This window comes from Roseivirga spongicola, assembly GCF_034376045.1.
GTDB classification, from domain to species: domain Bacteria; phylum Bacteroidota; class Bacteroidia; order Cytophagales; family Cyclobacteriaceae; genus Roseivirga; species Roseivirga spongicola.
This window is the reverse complement of the sequence record NZ_CP139724.1, coordinates 1,075,123-1,095,070: the sequence shown is the minus strand read 5'-3', so window position 1 is coordinate 1,095,070 and position 19,948 is coordinate 1,075,123. Positions and strand designations below refer to the sequence as shown.

Genomic DNA, 19,948 nt, shown 5'->3' with positions numbered 1-19,948 from the left:
TATCAACAAATTAATCAAAACACATGCATAGGAATGGTTGTCTGTTCTACAGCGCCTTAAACCTTACAGCAACGCCTCCACCTCCGGCCATTTTCAGCGTTAGCTTGTCTTTTTTAGTCACTATCCGCTTTTCAATCTCATATGCTGCCTGATTGGTCTCAAAATCTGCATCAGCAGCATCTTTATAAATCTGAGCTTCGTATTGAGCTCCATTTTGCAAAAAGTCTAGACTAACTTCCAGTTCTCTGGCATTCTCATCTGTTAGGCCACCCAAGTACCAATCGAACTCATTTTTGCCTAGCCTGGCCATCACTATATATTCGCCAATTTCAGCAGCCAGCACTTTGGAGGCATCCCAATCGGTGGGTACATCTTTTATAAACTGAAAGGCAGCCTCTCCCTCGTAGTGTTCAATCAGGTCGGGGGCCATTTGTACAGGACTGTATACTACTACGTATTCGGCCAATTGATGAGCCAAAGTGGTGGGCACATAAGCCCCCTCTTTGTATTCATTCAAGTTCAGCTTAAATAGGCCTGGTGTATAGTCTATAGGGCCACCGAGCATTCTGGTAAAAGGTACAATGGTGAGATGCTCTGGCGGATTGCCTCCACCCCAAGGGGAATTAAACTCCGAGCCTCTGAGTCCTTCTCTAGCCATCATGTTTGGGTAAGTTCTTCTTAAGCCAGTGGCTTTAATTGGCTCATGCGCAAAAACCATTACCTCAGATTGAGCTGCTTTTGAAAGCACTTTTCTATAATGATTCACCATCCACTGGCCGTGATGGTATTCGCCTTCGGGAATAATTGGCCCGACATATCCTGTTTTCACTGCATGGATGCCAAGGTTTTGCATCAATGCATAAGCGGTGTCTAATTGTTGTTCGTAAGTTCTAGGTGCGGCAGATGTTTCGTGGTGCATAATAATTTCTACTCCCTTTTGCTTACCATAAGCTACTACCTCTTCTAGATTGTAGTCGGGGTATGGTGTTACAAAATCAAATACTCCTTCTCTGTCAGGAAAGCCTATCCAGCGTTCCCAGCCAGTATTCCAACCTTCTACTAAAACACCATCGAAGCCATGTTTGGCAGCAAAATCTATGTACCTCTTAGCTTTTTCTGTGGTAGCACCATGCTTGCCACTGGCCATGTCCCAAGAAGAAGTTTGTAGGTGCATTTCCCACCAAATACCTATGTATTTACCAGGCTTTATCCAGTCGGTATTCTCTAGTTTGTTGGGCTCATTTAGGTTTACAATCAGCTTAGATTCAATTAGGCCTCCAGCTTTTTCAGCTACCTGAACTGTTCTCCATGGGGTTGAAAAAGGTGCGTTTACTTTCGCCTTCCATCCGTTTAATTGGGAGGGTACTAAAGAACTGGTCAAAGTTCTCTTATCGTCTTCAACCCGGAGGGTCATTTCAGAATAATTGGTTAATGAAGCCTCGTGAATACTGATGTGCAAACCGCTAGCGGTTTGCATAGTAAGCGGTGTATTCACAGCATGCCTTTCCATTATGGTAGAGGCGGCTAGCAAACTGCTGTCTACCAAAGAAGAGTCAATTTCGCTTACTTTGGTGGTTTTGTAAAGGTGCTCGTAGCTGTCGTAATCTGCAGGAATCCACCAAGCCGTATGGTCACCTGTGAGTTTGAACTGACTGAACTCATCATCTATTATTAATTCATCTACTCCTTCTTGTGGAGGAAATTCGTATTTGAAGCCCATGCCATCAGCAAAAAGCTTGAAATGAACATTCATTAAAAGGTCGTTTTTCTTGCTACGGAAGTAGAAGGTATAGGCCTTATGGTCATCAATTATAATTCCGTCTTCACCCCAAAGTGGGTTCCATGGTCTGGTATTTCTTGTGCTGTCTACTCTGAGCAGCTCCATCTCTTTTCCCAACAAACCATATTCCCTAAGTTCAAGGCCTAAAGTGCTTTCCAGTAAAACCGGATTGCCTTGAAAATTCATGATGTAGGCCAGTTGACTTTCCGAATTTTCGTAAAGCTGAACGGAAATAGCCTCTTTTGGAGAAGTGAGTGTTATGGAGAACTTTTCGCCCCCACATGAAAATATTAACAACGGTAGAAGTAAAAGAAAAGCTTTCTTCATGACTAGTCAATTTGACGTCAAATCTAATACAAAGCAGTGTTCGTTCAGCGGGAGAAACTAATCCTTAACGATTTGTTCAACTGCTTCGCGAATGAGGTCGGACTCAAAGCCCTTCGCATATAAATGTTGGGTCAGCTTTCCTTTTATGATGTACGGAGAGTTGCCGCTAAGCTGGGCGTACTTTTTTTCCGTGTGTTCTAGCAATGCCTGCCAATAGTCTTCAGGATCTATCTCTTCCAAGCCTTTTCTAATACAGTATTCGGAGATTTTATGAGGCCTTAGGCTTTGGAGAATCTTCTGCTTTCCCCACTTTTTCATTCTAAACTTACCACCAATAAAGGCTCTAGCAAATCGCTCTTCATTAATGAAGCCCTCCATAATGAGCTCTGTGAGTATTTCTTCCACTTCATCGAAGTGCAAACCATAATCATAGAGTTTATCGCGAACTTGCTGTTGAGATCTTTCCTGATAGGCACAAAAATCTGCGGCCTTGAGCTTGGCTGTTTTTCGATCGTATGTCTTTTTAGGTTTTTGCCTATCGGAATCAAACATTGGGTGAAATTACGAATTCGCAGCAATTAGAAGACTCTAGCTAGAAAGGATAACCGATTGCGAAGTTGAACAAGAACTCCTTAAAGTCTGCAGAGAATCGCTCTCCTCTAGGCAAATAAGGCTTGTTTAGCGGAGTAGCAAGGTCGAATCGGATTACAAAGTTTTGAATATCTACTCGCATACCTGCACCAACTCCAACTCCTAGCTCATTCATAAAGTCTGAGCTAAATTTTCCTCCAGGCAGGTCAGAGTTCTCCTTGGTGAGCCAAACATTACCAGCATCGGCAAACAAGGCTCCTTTTAAGAAGGAATAAATAGGGAAACGGTATTCAATATTGGCCTCCAAACGAATGTCTCCAGACCTGTCGAAGAATGAGCCCTGGTCGGCATCTGAAGGATTATAAGTTCCTGGCCCAAGCGATCTGGTTCTGAAGGCACGAACACTAGACGGTCCACCAGAAAAGAATTGCCTAGCGAAAGGTAATGTTTCCGAGTTTCCATATGGCAAACCATAACCGCCAAATAGCCTAGCTACTATTCGCTGAGAGCTACTCAATCTATAATTATATACAAAGTTAAAATCGGCTTTAGCATATTGGGCGTATGCTGTACCAAAAAGAGTCTCCTTGCCCTCATCATTAGTTTTGTTGCTGAGCAGATCTAACCCAGAGCCTGCAATATCTACATTGGCCACTAGCAAAATAGGGTTTCGTTTATCTGCAAGAGCGAGCTGATTCCAAACAAAAGTATAAGTAACACCAGCTATCAGCTGTTTTTGAAAGCTGCTTTGGAGAAACCTATTCTGATCTAAGATCTCTTGAAATTCAGGAGAAACATTAGACGTATTCACATAGTCTACACTGATCGGGTTAACCTCGTGATATACTGCCCTGTTTTTTCTCCAGTTATAGCCAAATCGAAGATTCAGCGACCTAAGGCTATAAAGTTCACTTCTGTCGAAAAAGTCGAATCCGACACTCATGTTTGTTTTAGGGACAGAATATAAATACCTATCATTTATATTAAACGGTAATAAAAGTCTTGGAACGATAAGTCCGGCTTTGAAACCAAATTGTGTGCTGCTCAGGCCGGTTGTAGTTCCTCCAGAACCAAGCTGAACCTCGTAGCCCAAATTCCCCGTAAGGTTGAAGGTTTCTCCACCTTTAAATAGGTTCCTGTTACTGTAGACCAAAGCCATAGCTGGGCCAGCAAATCCGTTCGACTTAGTTACCGCCTGAAGCTCTGCTCGCACCGACCTCTTCTTTAGCGGAGACAGAAATATGTTTGCCTTAAGTTTTAACGTATCGCTGGTAGTGTCATTAGGGTTAATGCTTTCGTAGCGGATGTTTACAAAACGATAGGCACCAATGGAAGAAAGTCTGCTGCTGGTAAGTCTGGAGGTGTCAGGATTATAGGTTTGGCCCTTATGCAACAAAATATAAGGCTCCATTCTCTTTGGCTTAAAAAACACTGGGTTCTGAATAAAATTGATGCCGTTTAGAGTGATAGTGTCATTTTCTGTCTTTTCCTGATTCAGAGAGTAGTCGGGAAAAACATTGATTTCTTCTAAAGTGTAAGGTAAAAGTGATTTTCTAGGTACATCATTTTTCAGTCTTAGAAACAGATCGAATTTTCGGTTGTCATACTGGTTAGTATCTGCTTCAAAAATCAGAAAGTCTTCATTAAAGTTATAGTAGCCTCTAGACTTCAGTCGCTTATCAATTCTCTGCCTTTCCGCCTTTAACAGGTCTAGGTTAAACCTTGCTTCTTCAGGTAAAAGAGTCTCGCTTAAGGTTGAATCTATTTCAACGAAGACGCTGCCTTTGGTGCTGTCTAGCTGATATGTTGCTAGCTCGTAGGGCTTTCCTAACTCTGCTTTGAAGTTAACAGAGGCTAAATGCCTTTTAATCTTTGTTTTGGATGAAACGTTGGAGTGGAAGAAGCCATTATTTTCCAAGCGATTGTCTAGTAGCTCTATAATTCTGGCAGAATCCAGATCGGAAAGGTAAACGGGCTCTTCTCCAAACTTCTTATTCAGGTATCTGATGATGAACCCGGGTTTTTCGCGCTGTGCTTTATAATGGTAAAGTAGCCCTAATCTCATGCCTAGAAAAACGGAGTTGGGCTGAGGTTTGAGAACAGCATTTAGTTCACTTGATACCTCACCTAAATCGCCACGCTTTTCTTCTGACTCCATGCTAACACTGGCCGAGCGTAGCAAGTATTTGTCTTCTGGTACAAAGCGCCTAACACTACAAGAACTGATGAACGTAAGGGCAATAAGTAAACCAATGGTAGCTTTTAGTTTCATTTGTTACCTCCCTTTTCTACTTCTTCTTTTACCTGCTTGGCCCAAAGCTCTTTAAACTTATTGAACTCGCGAGTGAATATTATAGCAATGCCCGAAACAGTAAGTTGGCCATCTATTACGCCTTCATATTGGTTTTTACTAAAACCTTTTAGGCGGAGTCTTTTATCTTCAGTCAGCAGATATTCCAAGCTAATGTTTCCAATTATTGGTGTGCTCTGAGAAGCGTTTTGCGTTCCGGCCACATCTACTTCGCTACCTACCTGAACAATTAAGCGCTCATTGAATAGCTGTTTTCTGGCCGTTATTCCTAGCTGAGTTTGAGCTGGCGCTCCGGTACTATCACTTCTGCTGTTTAGGTCGAAGCCAACATCTACGGCACTTCCAAACACCTTGTCTGAATAGGTGTTGAGCTGGCTGCTCAGTACTTTGTTAACGTTGTCCATGGCTAAAGAGGCTGGCCCACCATTACTTCCATCACTTCCTGAACTTGGGAAAAACCGATTGAGCACCAGCAAGGAGAATACCTGTTTGTTCAACTCCTCTTCTTGGTTGTTAAGCTGTTGTACTTGCGAGTAAACCGAACCACTGAGGGCTCCTCGGTCGTCTTCAGGCATATCTAAACTGAAAGAAATCTGCGGACTTAGCAACTGCCCCTCTACATTGATGTATACCTGAAAAGGTAATCTTTCTTGATATGAACTTTCCAATGCGGTGCCTTCGGCAGAAGTTTTAACGGCCATTAATGGACCAGCGGAAGTTTCTACATCGTACATAGCACGAACATCTAAATCTGCATCGTATGGATCGCCACCCCAAGAAATGCTACTACCAGAAACAATCTGAAACTTTCTTTGAACTAGGTTGAAAAGGTTGGCTTCGTAATGTCCTCCACTTACCTCATACTTTCCAGAAAGGCTTGTTCGACCATTTGGCTCTAGCGATAGATTGAAGTCGCCATTGCCTTTTACCAACAAATTATCGCCTGTAGTTTCATCGATAATTATTTTGAACTCAGAGTTTTCTCCAATGGTAAAGTTGGTTTCTACATCGTATCCGGAAAGTGATGCCGCTAAGGCAGAAGATTCGGCTTGGCTAGTACGTGTAAGAATATTGTCTGGGTTCTTTTTATTCACAAACACCACTACGCCATCTCTTTCCTTTAACTCGGCCTGAGATTCTGGAATAATGAAGGTAAGGTTGGAGCCATCAATAATCTTTAGGGTACCACGCACGCGAGGCACTTCCAAATCGCCAGTAATATCTAAATCAGCATCTAGACTTACATCGCCATAAAATAGGTCACTATCTTCTGCAGTAGAGTTGACTACACCAAAATTGTTGGCTACCAGTTTTAGGTCGAAACTAGGGTTAGTCAGACTTTCCGTAAGAATATCACCATCTAGGCTAAAGTCATTACTTTCTCCGTCTGTAATCACAAAGTCGTTCAGGTACAGGCCAGCGTTATTTACTTCTAGCTGTTCATTGGCAATTCTGAAAGTTGAATTCAGCTCATTCACTAAAAACCCTACCTGATTAAAGGCCAGTGTTCCATTGTACTGAGGATCGGTTGTAGTGCCTGAAATTTCTACATTGGCAGATAACATTCCTTCAGACTCTGAAAGCGCATCATTAGAAAGGGCTTCTACGATAGACATATCTAGCTTGGATAGGTCTAAGTCTAAAGACAAATTACCGCCTTCTTCCGCAGCGGTATAGCTTCCCACCAAACCTAGTAGCATGTTTTCTCCCATTATAGTGAGTTTGGCTTCGTACTTATCTGAGCCAGCCGCTGAGGCATCTAAATTCATCTCACCAAGCGGAACATCCAAGGTGGCTAAGTCTGCAATATTTAGGTCTGCCGTTATACCATAGCTTCCGAATGGATTTTCCAAAATGACATCACCATTAAGAATTCCAGCTGCTAGCGGTTTTTCAGAGTTCAATAAGCTAGTAATAGTGGTTAGGTTGAAGTTGCTAAAAATGGCTCCTACATGTTCTCCTTCATGATTTGGTAGAGAAGTACCCAGTGTAATTTTCTGTTGGCCGTTAGATAGTTCAAAGTTTTCTACCCTCAGGTATTCGATAGCATAGCTAATTCGATTTCCATCTAAAATTTGCCACTCTTTACTATCGAAAACCAAGGTGTCGGGAGCAATAGTAAACTGAAGTGTATCTGAATTGATCCGTACTTCGGAGCCTACATTGAGCAGTGTGCTCTGATTCTCCTTTACCGTAAGCCGTGAGTCTACAAAACCATCGTCTATATAACCTTTGAGCATGGTTTCATCTATCTCAATTGAGCCAGCACTTACACCTGCCCAGCTCAGAAGAAAATCTAGTCGGTTGTTTTTGCCATTTAGCTTTAACTGAAGGCTATCTAAAGCACTTCCCTGATATTGGATATATGGAGCCAAAAGCTCGGCTGTAATGGTGTGGTCTTGTTCATTGAAGTTGAGGTCTAAAGAGATGGAATCCATCCGATCTAGCTTTTGTAAAAACACTTCCGAAATAATTGGTGTCTGCCTGATCACCATATCCATATTCAAAACGGTGTTGTTATCGATGGAGTCTGTAGAAACAGTTTCGGGCTGATTTAGGTAGTACTCTAGCTCACGCTGAAATACTGGAATAATCTCATTAAGGCTTCTATTGGCTGTAATTTTAGAGTCTATAGTATTACTCTGAATATATACATTCAGGGTGTCTTGAGCAGATTTAGCTTTCATGCTGAATCCACCAAAATTATAAGCTTCTTGATTGTAAATAGCCACTCCATCATTAAGGCCAGCTTCAATATCAAAGTTAGCCTCATTACCTACGTAGCTTGCTTTGAGCTCAAAAGCTGTACGAATATTGGCTTGCGTAAGGCCCATTCTAAATAAGTCGGCACCTTTAACTGTAAGCTTGGTGTTTACTTTAGGAGACACCGAATCTAGCGCCAACTGTGTGAGCATGGTCATGTCTAAATTCTCATCTTTGAATGCCAGTTTTACATCACCTTCTCCGTTTTCTAATGCTCCAGAAATTTCAAGGTTAGAGAAGTCATAGCCGTTGTAGGTAAGCCTTTCAAAGCTGGTAGAAAGTTTTGCATCTAAATCGGAGAGTTCGGTACCACTTCCTTCTATTTTCATTGCAAAAGAGAGTGTATCGAGTTGATCGTTTTGAAGTAGTGTTCTGAGCTGAAGGTTTTCCGCTGATAAATCAGCTTTGAAGGCCAGAGGTTCAGACTGCGAAAAATCTCCGTTGACTGAGATATTACCTAGCGATGTGTTCAATCGGAGGTCGGCATTGGCAGAATTTAGGCTGGCCGTGGCATTGCCTTGTAACCTTAACTGTTTCGGCAATTCAAGCCCAAGGCTATCTTCTTCAATGAACTGAACTATGTCTTTTCTGGCGGAACGAATATCGATGTTTTGTAGTGAAGCTTTGAGCAAGTCGGTATCCGTTAGGTGCTGAATGCGGCCAACAAAATTAATGTCTGTAGAATCACCCCAAACCAAACTAAACTTGTCAATGCTTAGGTCGCTTACCTTTCCCGCAATAGCTAGTGAACCAATAAGCTCCTTGTTCGAAAGCTTTTGTAGGTACTCGTTTTTGGCCAATGCGGGGCTAAAAGCAGAAAACTCTGTTGGGTCTAACTTCAACCGATTAAGGTATAAGTCTAGATTGGCCAATTCTGGTGAGTTGATGAGCTGGTTGATTGAGGTATAGCCCAGTACAATGTTTCCTGAGAGGCTATTCTTAGGGGTGACGAAAGCTAGATCTTCAAGCAACAGCTCACTTTCATCGACTGATAAATCGAAGGCAAAGCTTTGAAGCATTAGGCCGCTTCGTTCTTTAAAAGCTAGGTTGTTGAGCTCAAAATTAGCTTCGTCTGGTTTTAACGAAATGTCTCCCGCTTTAAATATGAGCCCTTGGAGATCAATCCATTCTGGGTTGAAAACTCCTGACTCCAAATAAGTATTTGCCGTTTGCAGGGTTAGCACATTATTGGCTAATGAGATATTTTTCGCTTCCACATTCCAATCAGGCCATTCAAATGCTGTAGGTTGTGTTGATGTTGCAGTTGCTTGGGCCTCAGATTGGTCTGCTTGCGCAGCTGTTTGTCTATAAACTACCTTCGAGTTATTCAGCGTCAGTTCATCGAGCACAATCTTCTGAGTATTTAAATCGGCTAAAGGAAGCTCTAAGATCAATTCTTCAAGGTCTAGTTCAGCTTCGGTAAAGTCTGCAAGCGATTTATAATTCAGCCTCACATTTTCCAGATTTAACAGCCCAACTGCTAATTGAGGAAGCTGCATTGCTTCGTTACTTTCTTCTGTGGCTTGAGTAACCTGAGCTTTTTTGTTGAGCTCGTAATTTACTCGGGTATTGGAAATTGAAAGTTCATCCACCTCAAAGATGAATTTATCTAGGTCTAGGGTTTCTACCTCAAGTGCTAAACTCCCCAGTTTAAGTTTTGCCAGCATTCCCTGCGGTTCATCTGCATAAATCAGATCGAAATTGTTGAAATAAACATTTCCGATGTTGATTTCAGGAGCTGTAGTAGGTGTAGTGTCTGTGACTGTCGAATTTGCAGGACTGGCAAAAGCATCTATGAGGAACTGATAGTTAAAACTTTCGCTTGCTTCAGGTCTAATTACTCGTGCTTTCAGTCCGTTCCAATCTACTTTTTTAATGTTGATTTCATCTCCCTTAATGAGAGGAAGCAAGCCTACAGCAACCTCTAATGCCTGAGAATAAAGTAAGGTATCTTGATTTTGGTCTTCGAGATAAAGGCCTTTTAGGGATAGATTTCCAGAAAAGGTGAGGTAGAGTTTGTCTATATCTACGTTTGTTCCGGTTTTGTCTTCCACAAAACTCACCGCCTTGTCTACAATAATGCCTTGCCCCCACGGGCTACGAATAAAGAGCACTAAAAGTGCGAAGAACAGGAGTAAACCAATGATTACTCTGATCAGAATTCTTAAGGCGCGGTATTTAATCAGTTTCTTCAAATGGAGTTTCAACTAAAAAGTAACCTTGCGGATGAGACAACCGGCAAAAGTCTTAAAACTATCAAAGTGGTGCTTAGGTTTGAGCAAACGCAGTTTTTCATTCTAACGGCAAATTTCAGAGATAATGTGCGATTTTACTACAGAATAGCATGGGTAGCTTAGAAAAAACAAAAGCCCCGTCAAAACTGACGAGGCTTCTGTACCAGAGGCGGGACTTGAACCCGCACGACCCGAAGGTCACAAGATTTTAAGTCTTGCGTGTCTACCAATTCCACCACTCCGGCTGCAACTACTAGGTAGTTGTAAATTCTTGAATTGGTTTAAAACTAAAAAAGCGTGAAAACACGCTTTTTAGCTTCTGAGCGAGAGACGGGATTCGAACCCGCGACCCCGACCTTGGCAAGGTCGTGCTCTACCAGCTGAGCTACTCTCGCTTATATTTTCAACCCTTTATTTCGCTCTTATTGCGAATGGGAGTGCAAATTTAATGAAGGGGTTTGAATTTGCAACGGCTGATCGAAAAAAAATTACTTTTTTAATTTCCCTTTGATCTCATTCAGCTTCAAAAGTGCTTCTACAGGCGAAATAGTATTAATATCTAGCGACTCTAGAAGCTCTTTTATTTCTTTAAAAGTTGGATCGGCTTCGAAAAGAGTCATCTGATAATTGTTTTTAGGGATAGATTTCATCTTCTCGCTTTCATTGTTCCGAATCTTATCTTTCTCTAAGTGCTGCATTATTTCTGCTGCGCGAATGACCACCTGATTTGGCATTCCGGCCATTTGCGCCACATGAATACCAAAACTATGCTCACTTCCTCCCTTCTTTAGCTTCCGCATAAAAATGACTTTGTCGGCCACTTCCTTAACGGAAACGTTGTAGTTTTTAATTGCAGGAAAATCTTCTTCCAGCTGATTCAACTCATGATAATGCGTAGCAAAAAGGGTTTTAGGCTTGAACTTCTCATGATTGTGTAGGTACTCTACAATAGACCAAGCAATGGAAATACCATCGTAAGTACTGGTTCCACGACCAATCTCGTCCATCAAAACTAGCGACCTGTTCGATAGATTGTTAAGAATGCTGGCGGTTTCAGTCATTTCTACCATAAAGGTAGATTCGCCCTTAGACAGGTTGTCGCTTGCTCCAACCCTGGTGAAAACCTTATCAGTTATGCCCAAATTGGCTTTAGAGGCAGGTACATAGCTTCCCATTTGTGCCATTAGTACAATGAGAGCAGTCTGCCTAAGCAAGGCCGACTTACCGGCCATGTTTGGTCCTGTAATAATGAGTATTTGATGGTTGTGATCGTCTAGCGAAACATCATTAGGTACGTAAGATTCACCAACTGGCAATTGCTGTTCAATAACAGGGTGGCGACCTTCATGAATGTCTACTACCATTTTATCACTCATCTGAGGTCGGCAGTAATTATTTTGCTTAGCCACCAAAGCGAAAGAAATGAGGCAATCTACCATGGCAATGTATCTGGCGTTCTGCTGAATTTTAGATACGTAATCAGTAGAGTATGCCACTAACTCTTGAAAAAGCCTGTACTCAATTACCTTATACTGATCTTCTGCACCAATAATTTTCTCCTCGTATGTTTTGAGCTCTTCGGTAATGTAGCGTTCGGCATTCACTAAGGTTTGCTTGCGAATCCAGTTTTCAGGCACCTTGTCCTTATGCGTGTTGCTTACCTCTAGGTAATAGCCAAATACTTTGTTGTAGGCAATTTTAAGCGAAGTAATACCAGTGTTTTTGATTTCTCTTTGCTGAATCTGGATGAGGTAGTCTTTGCCGCTAAAGGCAATTCCTCTCAATTCATCTAGCTCCTCATCTACTCCTTCTTTTATAATGCCACCTTGGTTAGCGTGCATTGGAGCATCATCCTTAAGCTCAGTGTTAATCCTTTCAACCAGTTTTTCGCAAGTGTCTAATTGATCGGCTAGGTGGGCTAGTGCTTTTACATTGGTGTTGGCTAAATAGGCTTTTACGGGGCCAATGTTCTCTAAAGACCTTCTAAGCTGCAATAGCTCTTTAGGGTTTATTCGGCCAACGGCCACTTTAGAAATTAATCGCTCTAAATCATTTATCTGCTCTAAATGTTCTGCCACCTGGTCTCTTAACTCAGGGTTTTCATAAAAAGCATCTACAACAGATAGTCTGTCTTCAATTCTGTTCAGCTCTTTAAGTGGAAGCACCATCCAACGCTTCATTAGTCTAGAGCCCATTGGTGTAAGCGTATGGTCTAGCACCTCTATGAGCGGAACTCCTCCTTGGTGCTGTGGATGAATTAGCTCAAGGTTTCTGATGGTGAATTTATCTAGCCAAACATATTTATCTTCTTCCAGACGGCTAATTGTAGAAATATGGTCTAGCTCTTTGTGCTCAGTGTCTTCTAAATAATGGAGCACACCACCAGCCGCTACTATAGCCAACTTCATGTCTTCTACTCCAAAACCTTTAAGGGAAGAGGTAGAAAAATGGTTGGTCAACTTTTCATAGGCAAAATCATAGGCATACACCCAGTCGTCTATGTGGTAAGTATTGAAGTTGTCTCTAAAATGCTGTTCGAAAGCATTGCGCTGTGCTTTTGAGAAGATGAATTCTGAAGGGTTCAACCCCTGAATTAATTTGTCTATGTAATTAGGGCTCCCCTCTGCGGCTAAAAACTCCCCAGTAGAAAGGTCTAAAAAGGCTACTCCAACGGTATCTTTGCCAAAGAATAATGAGCAGAGATAGTTATTGCTCTTCTGCTCAAGCACATTATCATTATATGAAAGTCCAGGAGTTACCAATTCGGTTACGCCTCTCTTTACAATGCCTTTTACAGATTTTGGGTCTTCCAGCTGATCGCAAATGGCTACCCGATTGCCAGCCCTGACTAATTTGGGTAAGTAAGAATCTAAAGAATGGTGCGGAAAACCTGCGAGTTCTATATGGCTAGCAGCTCCATTGGCTCTTTTTGTAAGAACAATGTCTAAAACTTTACTCGCCTTAATGGCATCTTCTCCAAAGGTTTCATAGAAATCGCCTACTCTGAAAAGTAAGAGAGCGCCAGGGTACTTTGCCTTAATGGCATTGTACTGTTTCATCAATGGAGTTTCGCTGGGAGATTTAGCTTTTGCCATGAACCGAAAAATGAAAATTAAGTATTAGTCTGATCGTCAAAAATAGGAAAATCCCTTCGCCTTACGAATGATGTGGGCTTCAATTCTTACAACTCCTAAAGCTTGTTCGCCATGGCAGGTAATTGTTTTCAAAATGAAAGAGAAATTCTCTCAATGATAGAAAAATACAACTCTGCTTACTTGTAAAACATTGGTTTTCAGTTTTTTAATTCAATGGCACTAGTTTGGGATAAATAGTGGCACAACAATTTGAAAACTAAATTCCATAACAATGAAAAATTTAAAAACATTAATGGCAGCGCTAGTGGTAACCACTGGTCTGATTTTTACTAGCTGTGATGACAACGATAACGAAATGGACGGACAAGGATCTGTTCGTGTAGAAGCAACCGATGCAGCAGTAGATGCTCAGAATATTTCTGGAGTGTATCTATCTGTTGAAGAAGTACAAGTTATTGCCAATGGCGAAGTAAAAAACACTATTACTTTCGATCAGCCTGAAGAGTTTAACCTAATGGCTTACCAAAATGGTCAAACCAAATTATTAGGTGAAGCTACAGTAGACGCTGGTACTTATGACGAGATTAGATTGATGCTTACTAGTAATGCTCAGGCATGGGTAGAGTTCACTGACAACACCACTCAAGAAATAAAAGTACCTAGTGGTTCATCTTCTGGTTATAAAATCATGGGTGACTTTGAGGTGTTAGCTAACGGAATGTCTGAAGTAGTTCTTGACGTTGACTTGAGAAAAGCTCTTGTGAAGAAAGGTAATGGTGAATTTAACCTTAGACCAACTGCAAGACTTGTATCTAAAGCAGAAGCTGGATCTATTCAGGGTAATGTAGATATGAGTGACTATTCAGATGCAGATAAGGTAGTTGTTTATGCTTACCTAAAAGGAACATATGATGATTCTGAAGCAGGCGAACCAGCTGATGGAAGTTCAAGATTTGAAGGGTCTATCAACAGTGCAGTAGCTACTTCTACAGGTAACTTTACTTTGGCTTTCATGCCAGAAGGTGAGTATGAAATTGTAGTTGCAGAGTATGACGAAGAAACTTTAAGCAACGAAACTAACTTTGAAGCTGCTACAAAAGTACAAGTAGAAATTGGAGGAGAATTGATGTCTGTATTCAATGTAGAGGCAAGAACTACCTTGAATCTTTTGATCGATATCTTCTAATACCAAACATAAATTGAAAGCTCTGTCTTAAATGACAGAGCTTTTTTTAAGATCAAAATAACAATCGTACAGGTTTCACGGTTAATTTTGGTGTAAGTGTCAATTTTTTAAAGTAACCACTACCATCAATTTTAACCTCATGAATATTATTAACAGAAGGACACTCGCTTGGACGATTAATTTGGCTCTGCCCATAACCACTATTATTATCATGATCATGGGGTACAAAGCATACTCCAAACTAGATCAGATGGTAGATGAACTGGGCGAGAGCGCTCAGCCAAACTACAACCTCATTGTGCTCAATGAAGTGTCCTTCTACATAGATGAAATGGAGAAAGATATTGACACTTACAGAACAGACCCAAAGCCAGGACTTCTAAAGTCCTTCAACAATGCCCTAGACGAGAGTCTTTTCCTTATAGATTCTCTAAAGCAGAACATTGAAGATGAAAGAGTAAAGAATCTATATGATTCACTCTCATCATTGGTGAATCAATGGGCTAAAGTGCAAACCCAAATAGGAGCTATTAATTCAGATATTCTAGAGAGCACACTAGACGATCTGGCTGAAAAAATTGAAAGCATTCCTCAAACCATTGAAGAAGATACTATAGAAGAAGAACCTAAAAAGGGCTTTTTTGGAAAGTTGCTGAGCAGAAAGAAAAAGGATACTACGCAAGTGCCAAAAGAATCTAGCCGAATTCGTCAAGAAATACTTGACGAGCTTGTACAAGCTAGAACTGCAAGTGAGAAACAAGACAAAGAAATTAAAAGAAAACTCAGTAGCCTTAACGAGGAGGCCGCAGAGTTACAAGATGAAATAGTTTATTTAATAAATGAGTTACAGCTTATAGAGTTAGATAACGATAACCAGAAAGTTGCTAAGGCCGAGGTAATGGCTAAAGACACTAACCAAGAGATTGTAGTATTCTCCACACTTACAAGCTTGCTCTTGGTAATTACCATAATCACTCAAGTCAATTATTTAGCTAGAAATAAGAAATATCAAAACGCTTTAAGATCGGCTAAAAGGAATGCCGAAGATTTAGCTCATGCTAAAGAAAGATTTTTGGCCAATATGAGTCATGAAATAAGAACTCCTATGAACGCCATAGCTGGTTTCACTAATCAGCTGCTTAAATCAGACATGTCTCCAGAGCAAAAAGATCAACTAGAGGTGGTTAAGAATTCTTCTGACCACTTAATTCATTTACTCAACGACATTCTGGACCTATCTAAGCTTCAGGCCAATAAGGTTACTTTAGAGAAAGAAATCTTTGATGTTAAGTCTACACTTTTTGAGGTGATAAGAATATTTGAAGATAAAGCTTCTGCTAAAGGCATTAAGTTAAAAACCGAGTTTGAGTCTGTGCCTAAGTATGTAAATGGAGATCCGCACAGGCTACGTCAAATGATGACTAATCTTGTCTCTAATGCCATAAAATATACAGATGAAGGCTCTATTACACTGAGTGCATCGATTCACGAAAAATCTGGCAAAGACGTTACGCTCAGACTAGCAGTAAAAGATACGGGTCTAGGAATAGCTAAAGAGAAGCAAAAGAAGATTTTTGAAGAGTTTGAACAGGCTAACTCTTCTGACCAACGACAAGGTACTGGCTTAGGTTTAGCCATTACCAATATGCTGACTAACCTGCACAAAGGAACCATAGAAATGGAAAGTGAAGAAGGTGTGGGTACGGAAATTTCCCTTTACATCCCATATCAAATTGGTAAGCTAGACAAGACGGTAGATAACAATAAGCCTGAGGAGGAAATTAAACTATCGGACTTGAAAATCCTTATTGCAGATGACGAGCCTTTCAACCTAAAGCTTTTAGAAGCAGTTTTCAAACACCATGAAGTAGAGCTTATAAGTGCTAATGATGGTACTCAAGCACTTGAGGCACTAAAGAATGAGAAGTTCGATATTGCAATTCTCGATGTAAAAATGCCGGGCTACAGTGGATTTGAAATTGTAGAGAAAATCAGAAACAATGGTTCCGTCAACAAGAAGAGTCCTATGATGGCACTTACCGCAACTATTTCTAACTATGAAAGAGAGCTGAGTAAGACATCTGGATTCAACCACATAATGAGAAAGCCATTCGATGAGCAAGAATTCTTAGAAGTAATTGAAACATTGACCAATCCAGAAGGAAGAGATAAGTCTATTCTCAACGGCAACAAATCAAAAAAGGTAAATGCTGAAAACCTATATGATTTAAACACTTTGAAATCTATAGGAGACCAAGATTTTGTAAATGAAATGGTGAGTACGTTTAAAACGAGTGCTACAAAAAGCCTTAAGAACTTACGGAAGGCAACCGATTTAGAAATTAGAACTGGCATTAGAGAAGAGGCACATAAAATGCTTCCTCCTGCTAGGCACCTAAGCGCATACGTATTGGTAGAAGCTATAGAGAAGCTTCAATCTATGGCCGAAAAATCTTCTTTTGAAGATATTGACAGGCAAATAAATAAAGTAGAAGAAATCTACTCCTTAATAAAAGATGACCTAGACTCTAAGGTATAATTGACCACTGTAGAACCTTTAATTTTTCACGAACATGACCAGTAATTCTTACACCATATTCGTTGTCGATGATGACGATTGGTATAGAAAACTTTTAGTATATACCCTAGAGCTGAACCCCGATTTCAATGTTAAGGCCTTTGAAGACGGGGCTTCGTTGTTAGAGGGCATTAAGAAAGAAAAGCCTCAGGTGCTTACTTTAGATTATCGCTTGCCTGACACCAATGGCGAAGAATTACTCAAGAAAGTATTGAGTGTTTCGCCTAATACCAAGGTAATTGTAATTAGCGACCAAAGCGAAATTGAAACAGCAGTAAACCTGCTTAAAATTGGTGCTTTCGATTACATTACTAAAACCAAAGACATCAAAGAGCGCCTACACAATGTAATTAGACACATTCGTGAGCGATCTGATCTAGAAGATAGAATTGAGGAGCTTCAGACAGAGGTTCAGGAAAAGTACGACTTTCAAAACTCCATAATAGGACAAAGTGAGCCGTTAAAGCGAGTCTTCCACCTAATCAAGAAAGCCACTACCACCAATATATCCGTTATAATTAACGGAGAAACGGGTACTGGTAAAGAAGTGGTGGCCAAGGCTATTCATTATAACTCCAATAGAAAGGACAATGCTTTTGTGGCCGTAAATATGAGTGCCATACCCAAGGAGTTAGCAGAAAGCGAACTTTTTGGTCATGAGAAAGGAGCCTTTACAGGAGCTGCCAGTCGGCACATTGGTAAGTTTGAACAAGCCAAAGGCGGAACCCTATTCTTAGATGAAATGGGAGAAATGGATAAGACGCTTCAGGCCAAAATACTCCGTGCGCTTCAAGAGAAAGAAATAGTAAGAGTAGGTGGAAAAGAGAACATAAAGATAGATTGTAGAATTGTTGCCGCTACTCACCGAGACCTTTTAAGTGAGGTAAAAGAAGGAAACTTCAGAGAAGACCTTTACTTCCGTCTCTTTGGTCTTACTATTGAGCTTCCGCCACTGAGGGAGCGCGGCAAAGATATTTTACTTCTAGCTAAGCACTTTATAAGCTCATTCTGTAAGGAGAATGGCATGCCTGCGAAAAAACTCAGCTCAGAGGCTAGTAAAAAGCTCATGGGTTACGGCTATCCTGGAAATATTAGAGAGCTAAAATCGGTGGTAGAACTAGCTGTAGTGATGAGCGAAGGCGATACTATCACTGACAATGACATATCCTTTGGTACTAAAGACATTGTGGCCGAATTCTCTGGAGAAGAGATGACTTTGAAGGAATATAACCAGCGCATTGTAAAGCATTATCTTAAAACGTATGACGATGACATTAAGCTGGTAGCCCAAAAGCTAGACATAGGACAATCCACTATATATCGAATGCTCAAGGAGATGTAGAACGGTAAAAAACCTTATCAATCTGAAAAAAAGCCTCTCAAAAAAAGAGGCTTTTTTGGTTTTCAAGAATTTATTCTTCTGAAAACCAGTCATTTACATATTGTTTTCAAACTGGTTTCATTTTGGCATTTAAAGCCAATCAGAATCGAAAACCTTAGAAAATGAAAAAATCAGCAATAACAATACTTGGAATATTCGTCATGGTAGTTGCCCTGATGAGTACAGCAAACAAATTGCAAGCTAGCACCGGAACTCCAGTTAACGATACTACAGGAGTACATGACCCAATGCTTCAGGTGGCCAACAATTATGGCATCAATGCTTTGGGTATAAGAGCCATTGGTACCACAGGTATCACTTACAAGCACTTTAACGCTCGAGGAAACGCCTTCGAGGCCATTCTTGGGTTCGGATACAACTCTTTTAGCATTACTGGTTTGTCAGAAAAATATGCTTCACCATTCGATACAGACATTGTAGACATGTACTACGGGTTTGGTGGTCACGTGGTGTTTCAGTCAGACTCTAACTTAGGAGTAGATAGAAACCGCTTTGACAATGACGATGATGAGTTTGGTGTGGGTGTAGACTTCATTCTTGGATTAGAAATGATGATTCCTGATACGCCTCTGGCTTTAAGCTTAGATATAAAACCATTCTTCGAAGTAGCAACAACAGGTAACGCATACTTTGGTATAGACCCTGGCTTCGGAGTAAAAGTATTCTTTTAGAAAAGACACTCTATAAATCATAAATCATGAAAAAGAGAACTTTAAACCGAATAAAACTGCCGGTAGCGCTGATGCTTGGAGCAACAGTTGTGCTAAGCAGTTGTAATCAGAAAGACGAACAGAAGATTGCAGAACAATCTGATGAAATAGAAAGAATTGAGCAGGCACTTGCCGAAAGAGATTCTACCTATAACAAATTAATTGCCATGCTCAACCAAGCAGAAAGCCAAGTGGCCGAAATTGCTGAGAGAGAGAACTTAGCAATCAATGCAACTAGCGAAGGTAACAAGAGCGAAGACCAGTTAGTTACTGAGCTTAAACTAATCGATGAACTAGTAAAGGAGTCTAACCTTTCTATTCAAAGATTGAAAGCCGAAGTGAAAGAGAGCAATATTGAAATCAGTGCGTTTAAAACACGCATAGATCAGCTTTCTGCTGCTTTAGATGAGCAGAGAAAAACCATTACTTCTCTGAAGGCAGAGTTAGCCGATAAAAATCAGGAACTACAAGTTTTTGCAGTAAAGTACGATTCAATCAAAATTGAAACTGTAAGTCAAAAACAACTTATTACAGAGAAAGAACAGGAAATTGACTTACTCACTGATTACAACAATAACCTTAACAAGGTGCACTATGCTGTTGGCAGCTACAGAGACCTTAAAGAGCAAGGTTTGGTAGATAAAGAAGGTGGTTTCTTGTGGATTGGTAGAACCATTGATTTAAAAGCTTCCGCTCAGGCAGAGAACTTTATAGAAACCGATATTAGAGAGTTTTCTGAGCTAAAAATTGAGGCAGACAGATTTGAGTTGGTTACCGAACACCCTGCAGAATCTTATACCGTAATTCAAGATGAGCTAGACCCTGAGGTAAAATACATCAAGGTGCTAGACGCGAAAAAATTCTGGGAACTTTCAAATTATCTCGTGGTCACTACCAAGGGATAATCCTAAACATAAATCGGTGTGGTCCGCCTTCGGGCGAGCCATACCACCAATCAATAACTAAACCTT

At 40.7% G+C, this 19,948-nt stretch carries 10 protein-coding genes and 2 tRNA genes; 5 read left to right on the top strand and 7 right to left on the bottom strand.

What is annotated here, in order from left to right; all coding sequences use genetic code 11:
- Positions 1-46: 46 nt before the first annotated feature.
- From T7867_RS04950 to mutS, 7 genes are all read right to left on the bottom strand, one after another.
- Entirely contained in the window at positions 47-2,107 is a 2,061-nt protein-coding gene (locus T7867_RS04950; RefSeq protein ID WP_322299896.1) for a glycoside hydrolase family 97 protein, read from the bottom strand.
- A 57-nt stretch (positions 2,108-2,164) separates the two neighbouring features.
- Positions 2,165-2,659 (bottom strand): regulatory protein RecX, encoded by a 495-nt coding sequence (locus T7867_RS04945; protein WP_273276201.1) that lies wholly within the window; start codon positions 2,657-2,659, stop codon positions 2,165-2,167.
- 40 nt (positions 2,660-2,699) lie between these two features.
- On the bottom strand, positions 2,700-4,970 hold the full coding sequence (gene tamL, locus T7867_RS04940) for a translocation and assembly module lipoprotein TamL (protein WP_068216376.1): 2,271 nt from the start codon (positions 4,968-4,970) through the stop codon (positions 2,700-2,702).
- Complete coding sequence (locus T7867_RS04935) at positions 4,967-9,967, bottom strand: translocation/assembly module TamB domain-containing protein (protein WP_068216374.1); 5,001 nt, start codon at positions 9,965-9,967, stop codon at positions 4,967-4,969. Before T7867_RS04935 ends, tamL begins: the two co-directional genes overlap by 4 nt.
- A gap of 200 nt (positions 9,968-10,167) precedes the next feature.
- A tRNA-Leu gene (locus T7867_RS04930) sits at positions 10,168-10,251 on the bottom strand.
- Positions 10,252-10,328: 77 nt separating this feature from the next.
- A tRNA-Gly gene (locus tag T7867_RS04925) sits at positions 10,329-10,401 on the bottom strand.
- 93 nt (positions 10,402-10,494) lie between these two features.
- Positions 10,495-13,101 (bottom strand): DNA mismatch repair protein MutS, encoded by a 2,607-nt coding sequence (gene mutS / locus T7867_RS04920; protein WP_068216372.1) that lies wholly within the window; start codon positions 13,099-13,101, stop codon positions 10,495-10,497.
- Positions 13,102-13,372: 271 nt separating this feature from the next.
- Here mutS and T7867_RS04915 point away from each other — a divergent pair, with 271 nt between their 5' ends.
- From T7867_RS04915 to T7867_RS04895, 5 genes are all read left to right on the top strand, one after another.
- On the top strand, positions 13,373-14,287 hold the full coding sequence (locus T7867_RS04915; RefSeq protein ID WP_068216370.1) for a DUF4382 domain-containing protein: 915 nt from the start codon (positions 13,373-13,375) through the stop codon (positions 14,285-14,287).
- Positions 14,288-14,426: 139 nt separating this feature from the next.
- Complete coding sequence (locus T7867_RS04910; protein WP_084375552.1) at positions 14,427-16,826, top strand: hybrid sensor histidine kinase/response regulator; 2,400 nt, start codon at positions 14,427-14,429, stop codon at positions 16,824-16,826.
- Between the two features lie 34 nt (positions 16,827-16,860).
- Positions 16,861-18,207 (top strand): sigma-54-dependent transcriptional regulator, encoded by a 1,347-nt coding sequence (locus tag T7867_RS04905; protein WP_068216366.1) that lies wholly within the window; start codon positions 16,861-16,863, stop codon positions 18,205-18,207.
- 161 nt (positions 18,208-18,368) lie between these two features.
- Positions 18,369-18,938 (top strand): hypothetical protein, encoded by a 570-nt coding sequence (locus T7867_RS04900; protein ID WP_068216364.1) that lies wholly within the window; start codon positions 18,369-18,371, stop codon positions 18,936-18,938.
- A 26-nt stretch (positions 18,939-18,964) separates the two neighbouring features.
- Positions 18,965-19,882 (top strand): Cbp1 family collagen-binding glycoprotein adhesin, encoded by a 918-nt coding sequence (locus T7867_RS04895; protein WP_068216361.1) that lies wholly within the window; start codon positions 18,965-18,967, stop codon positions 19,880-19,882.
- The last annotated feature ends 66 nt before the right edge of the window (positions 19,883-19,948 follow it).

Coding starts and splice junctions, on each gene's coding strand:
- T7867_RS04950 (WP_322299896.1), bottom strand. CDS start 2,107: ATGAAGAAAGCTTTTCTTTTACTTCTACCGTTGTTAATATTTTCATGT.
- T7867_RS04945 (WP_273276201.1), bottom strand. CDS start 2,659: ATGTTTGATTCCGATAGGCAAAAACCTAAAAAGACATACGATCGAAAA.
- tamL (WP_068216376.1), bottom strand. CDS start 4,970: ATGAAACTAAAAGCTACCATTGGTTTACTTATTGCCCTTACGTTCATC.
- mutS (WP_068216372.1), bottom strand. CDS start 13,101: ATGGCAAAAGCTAAATCTCCCAGCGAAACTCCATTGATGAAACAGTAC.
- T7867_RS04915 (WP_068216370.1), top strand. CDS start 13,373: ATGAAAAATTTAAAAACATTAATGGCAGCGCTAGTGGTAACCACTGGT.
- T7867_RS04910 (WP_084375552.1), top strand. CDS start 14,427: ATGAATATTATTAACAGAAGGACACTCGCTTGGACGATTAATTTGGCT.
- T7867_RS04905 (WP_068216366.1), top strand. CDS start 16,861: ATGACCAGTAATTCTTACACCATATTCGTTGTCGATGATGACGATTGG.
- T7867_RS04900 (WP_068216364.1), top strand. CDS start 18,369: ATGAAAAAATCAGCAATAACAATACTTGGAATATTCGTCATGGTAGTT.
- T7867_RS04895 (WP_068216361.1), top strand. CDS start 18,965: ATGAAAAAGAGAACTTTAAACCGAATAAAACTGCCGGTAGCGCTGATG.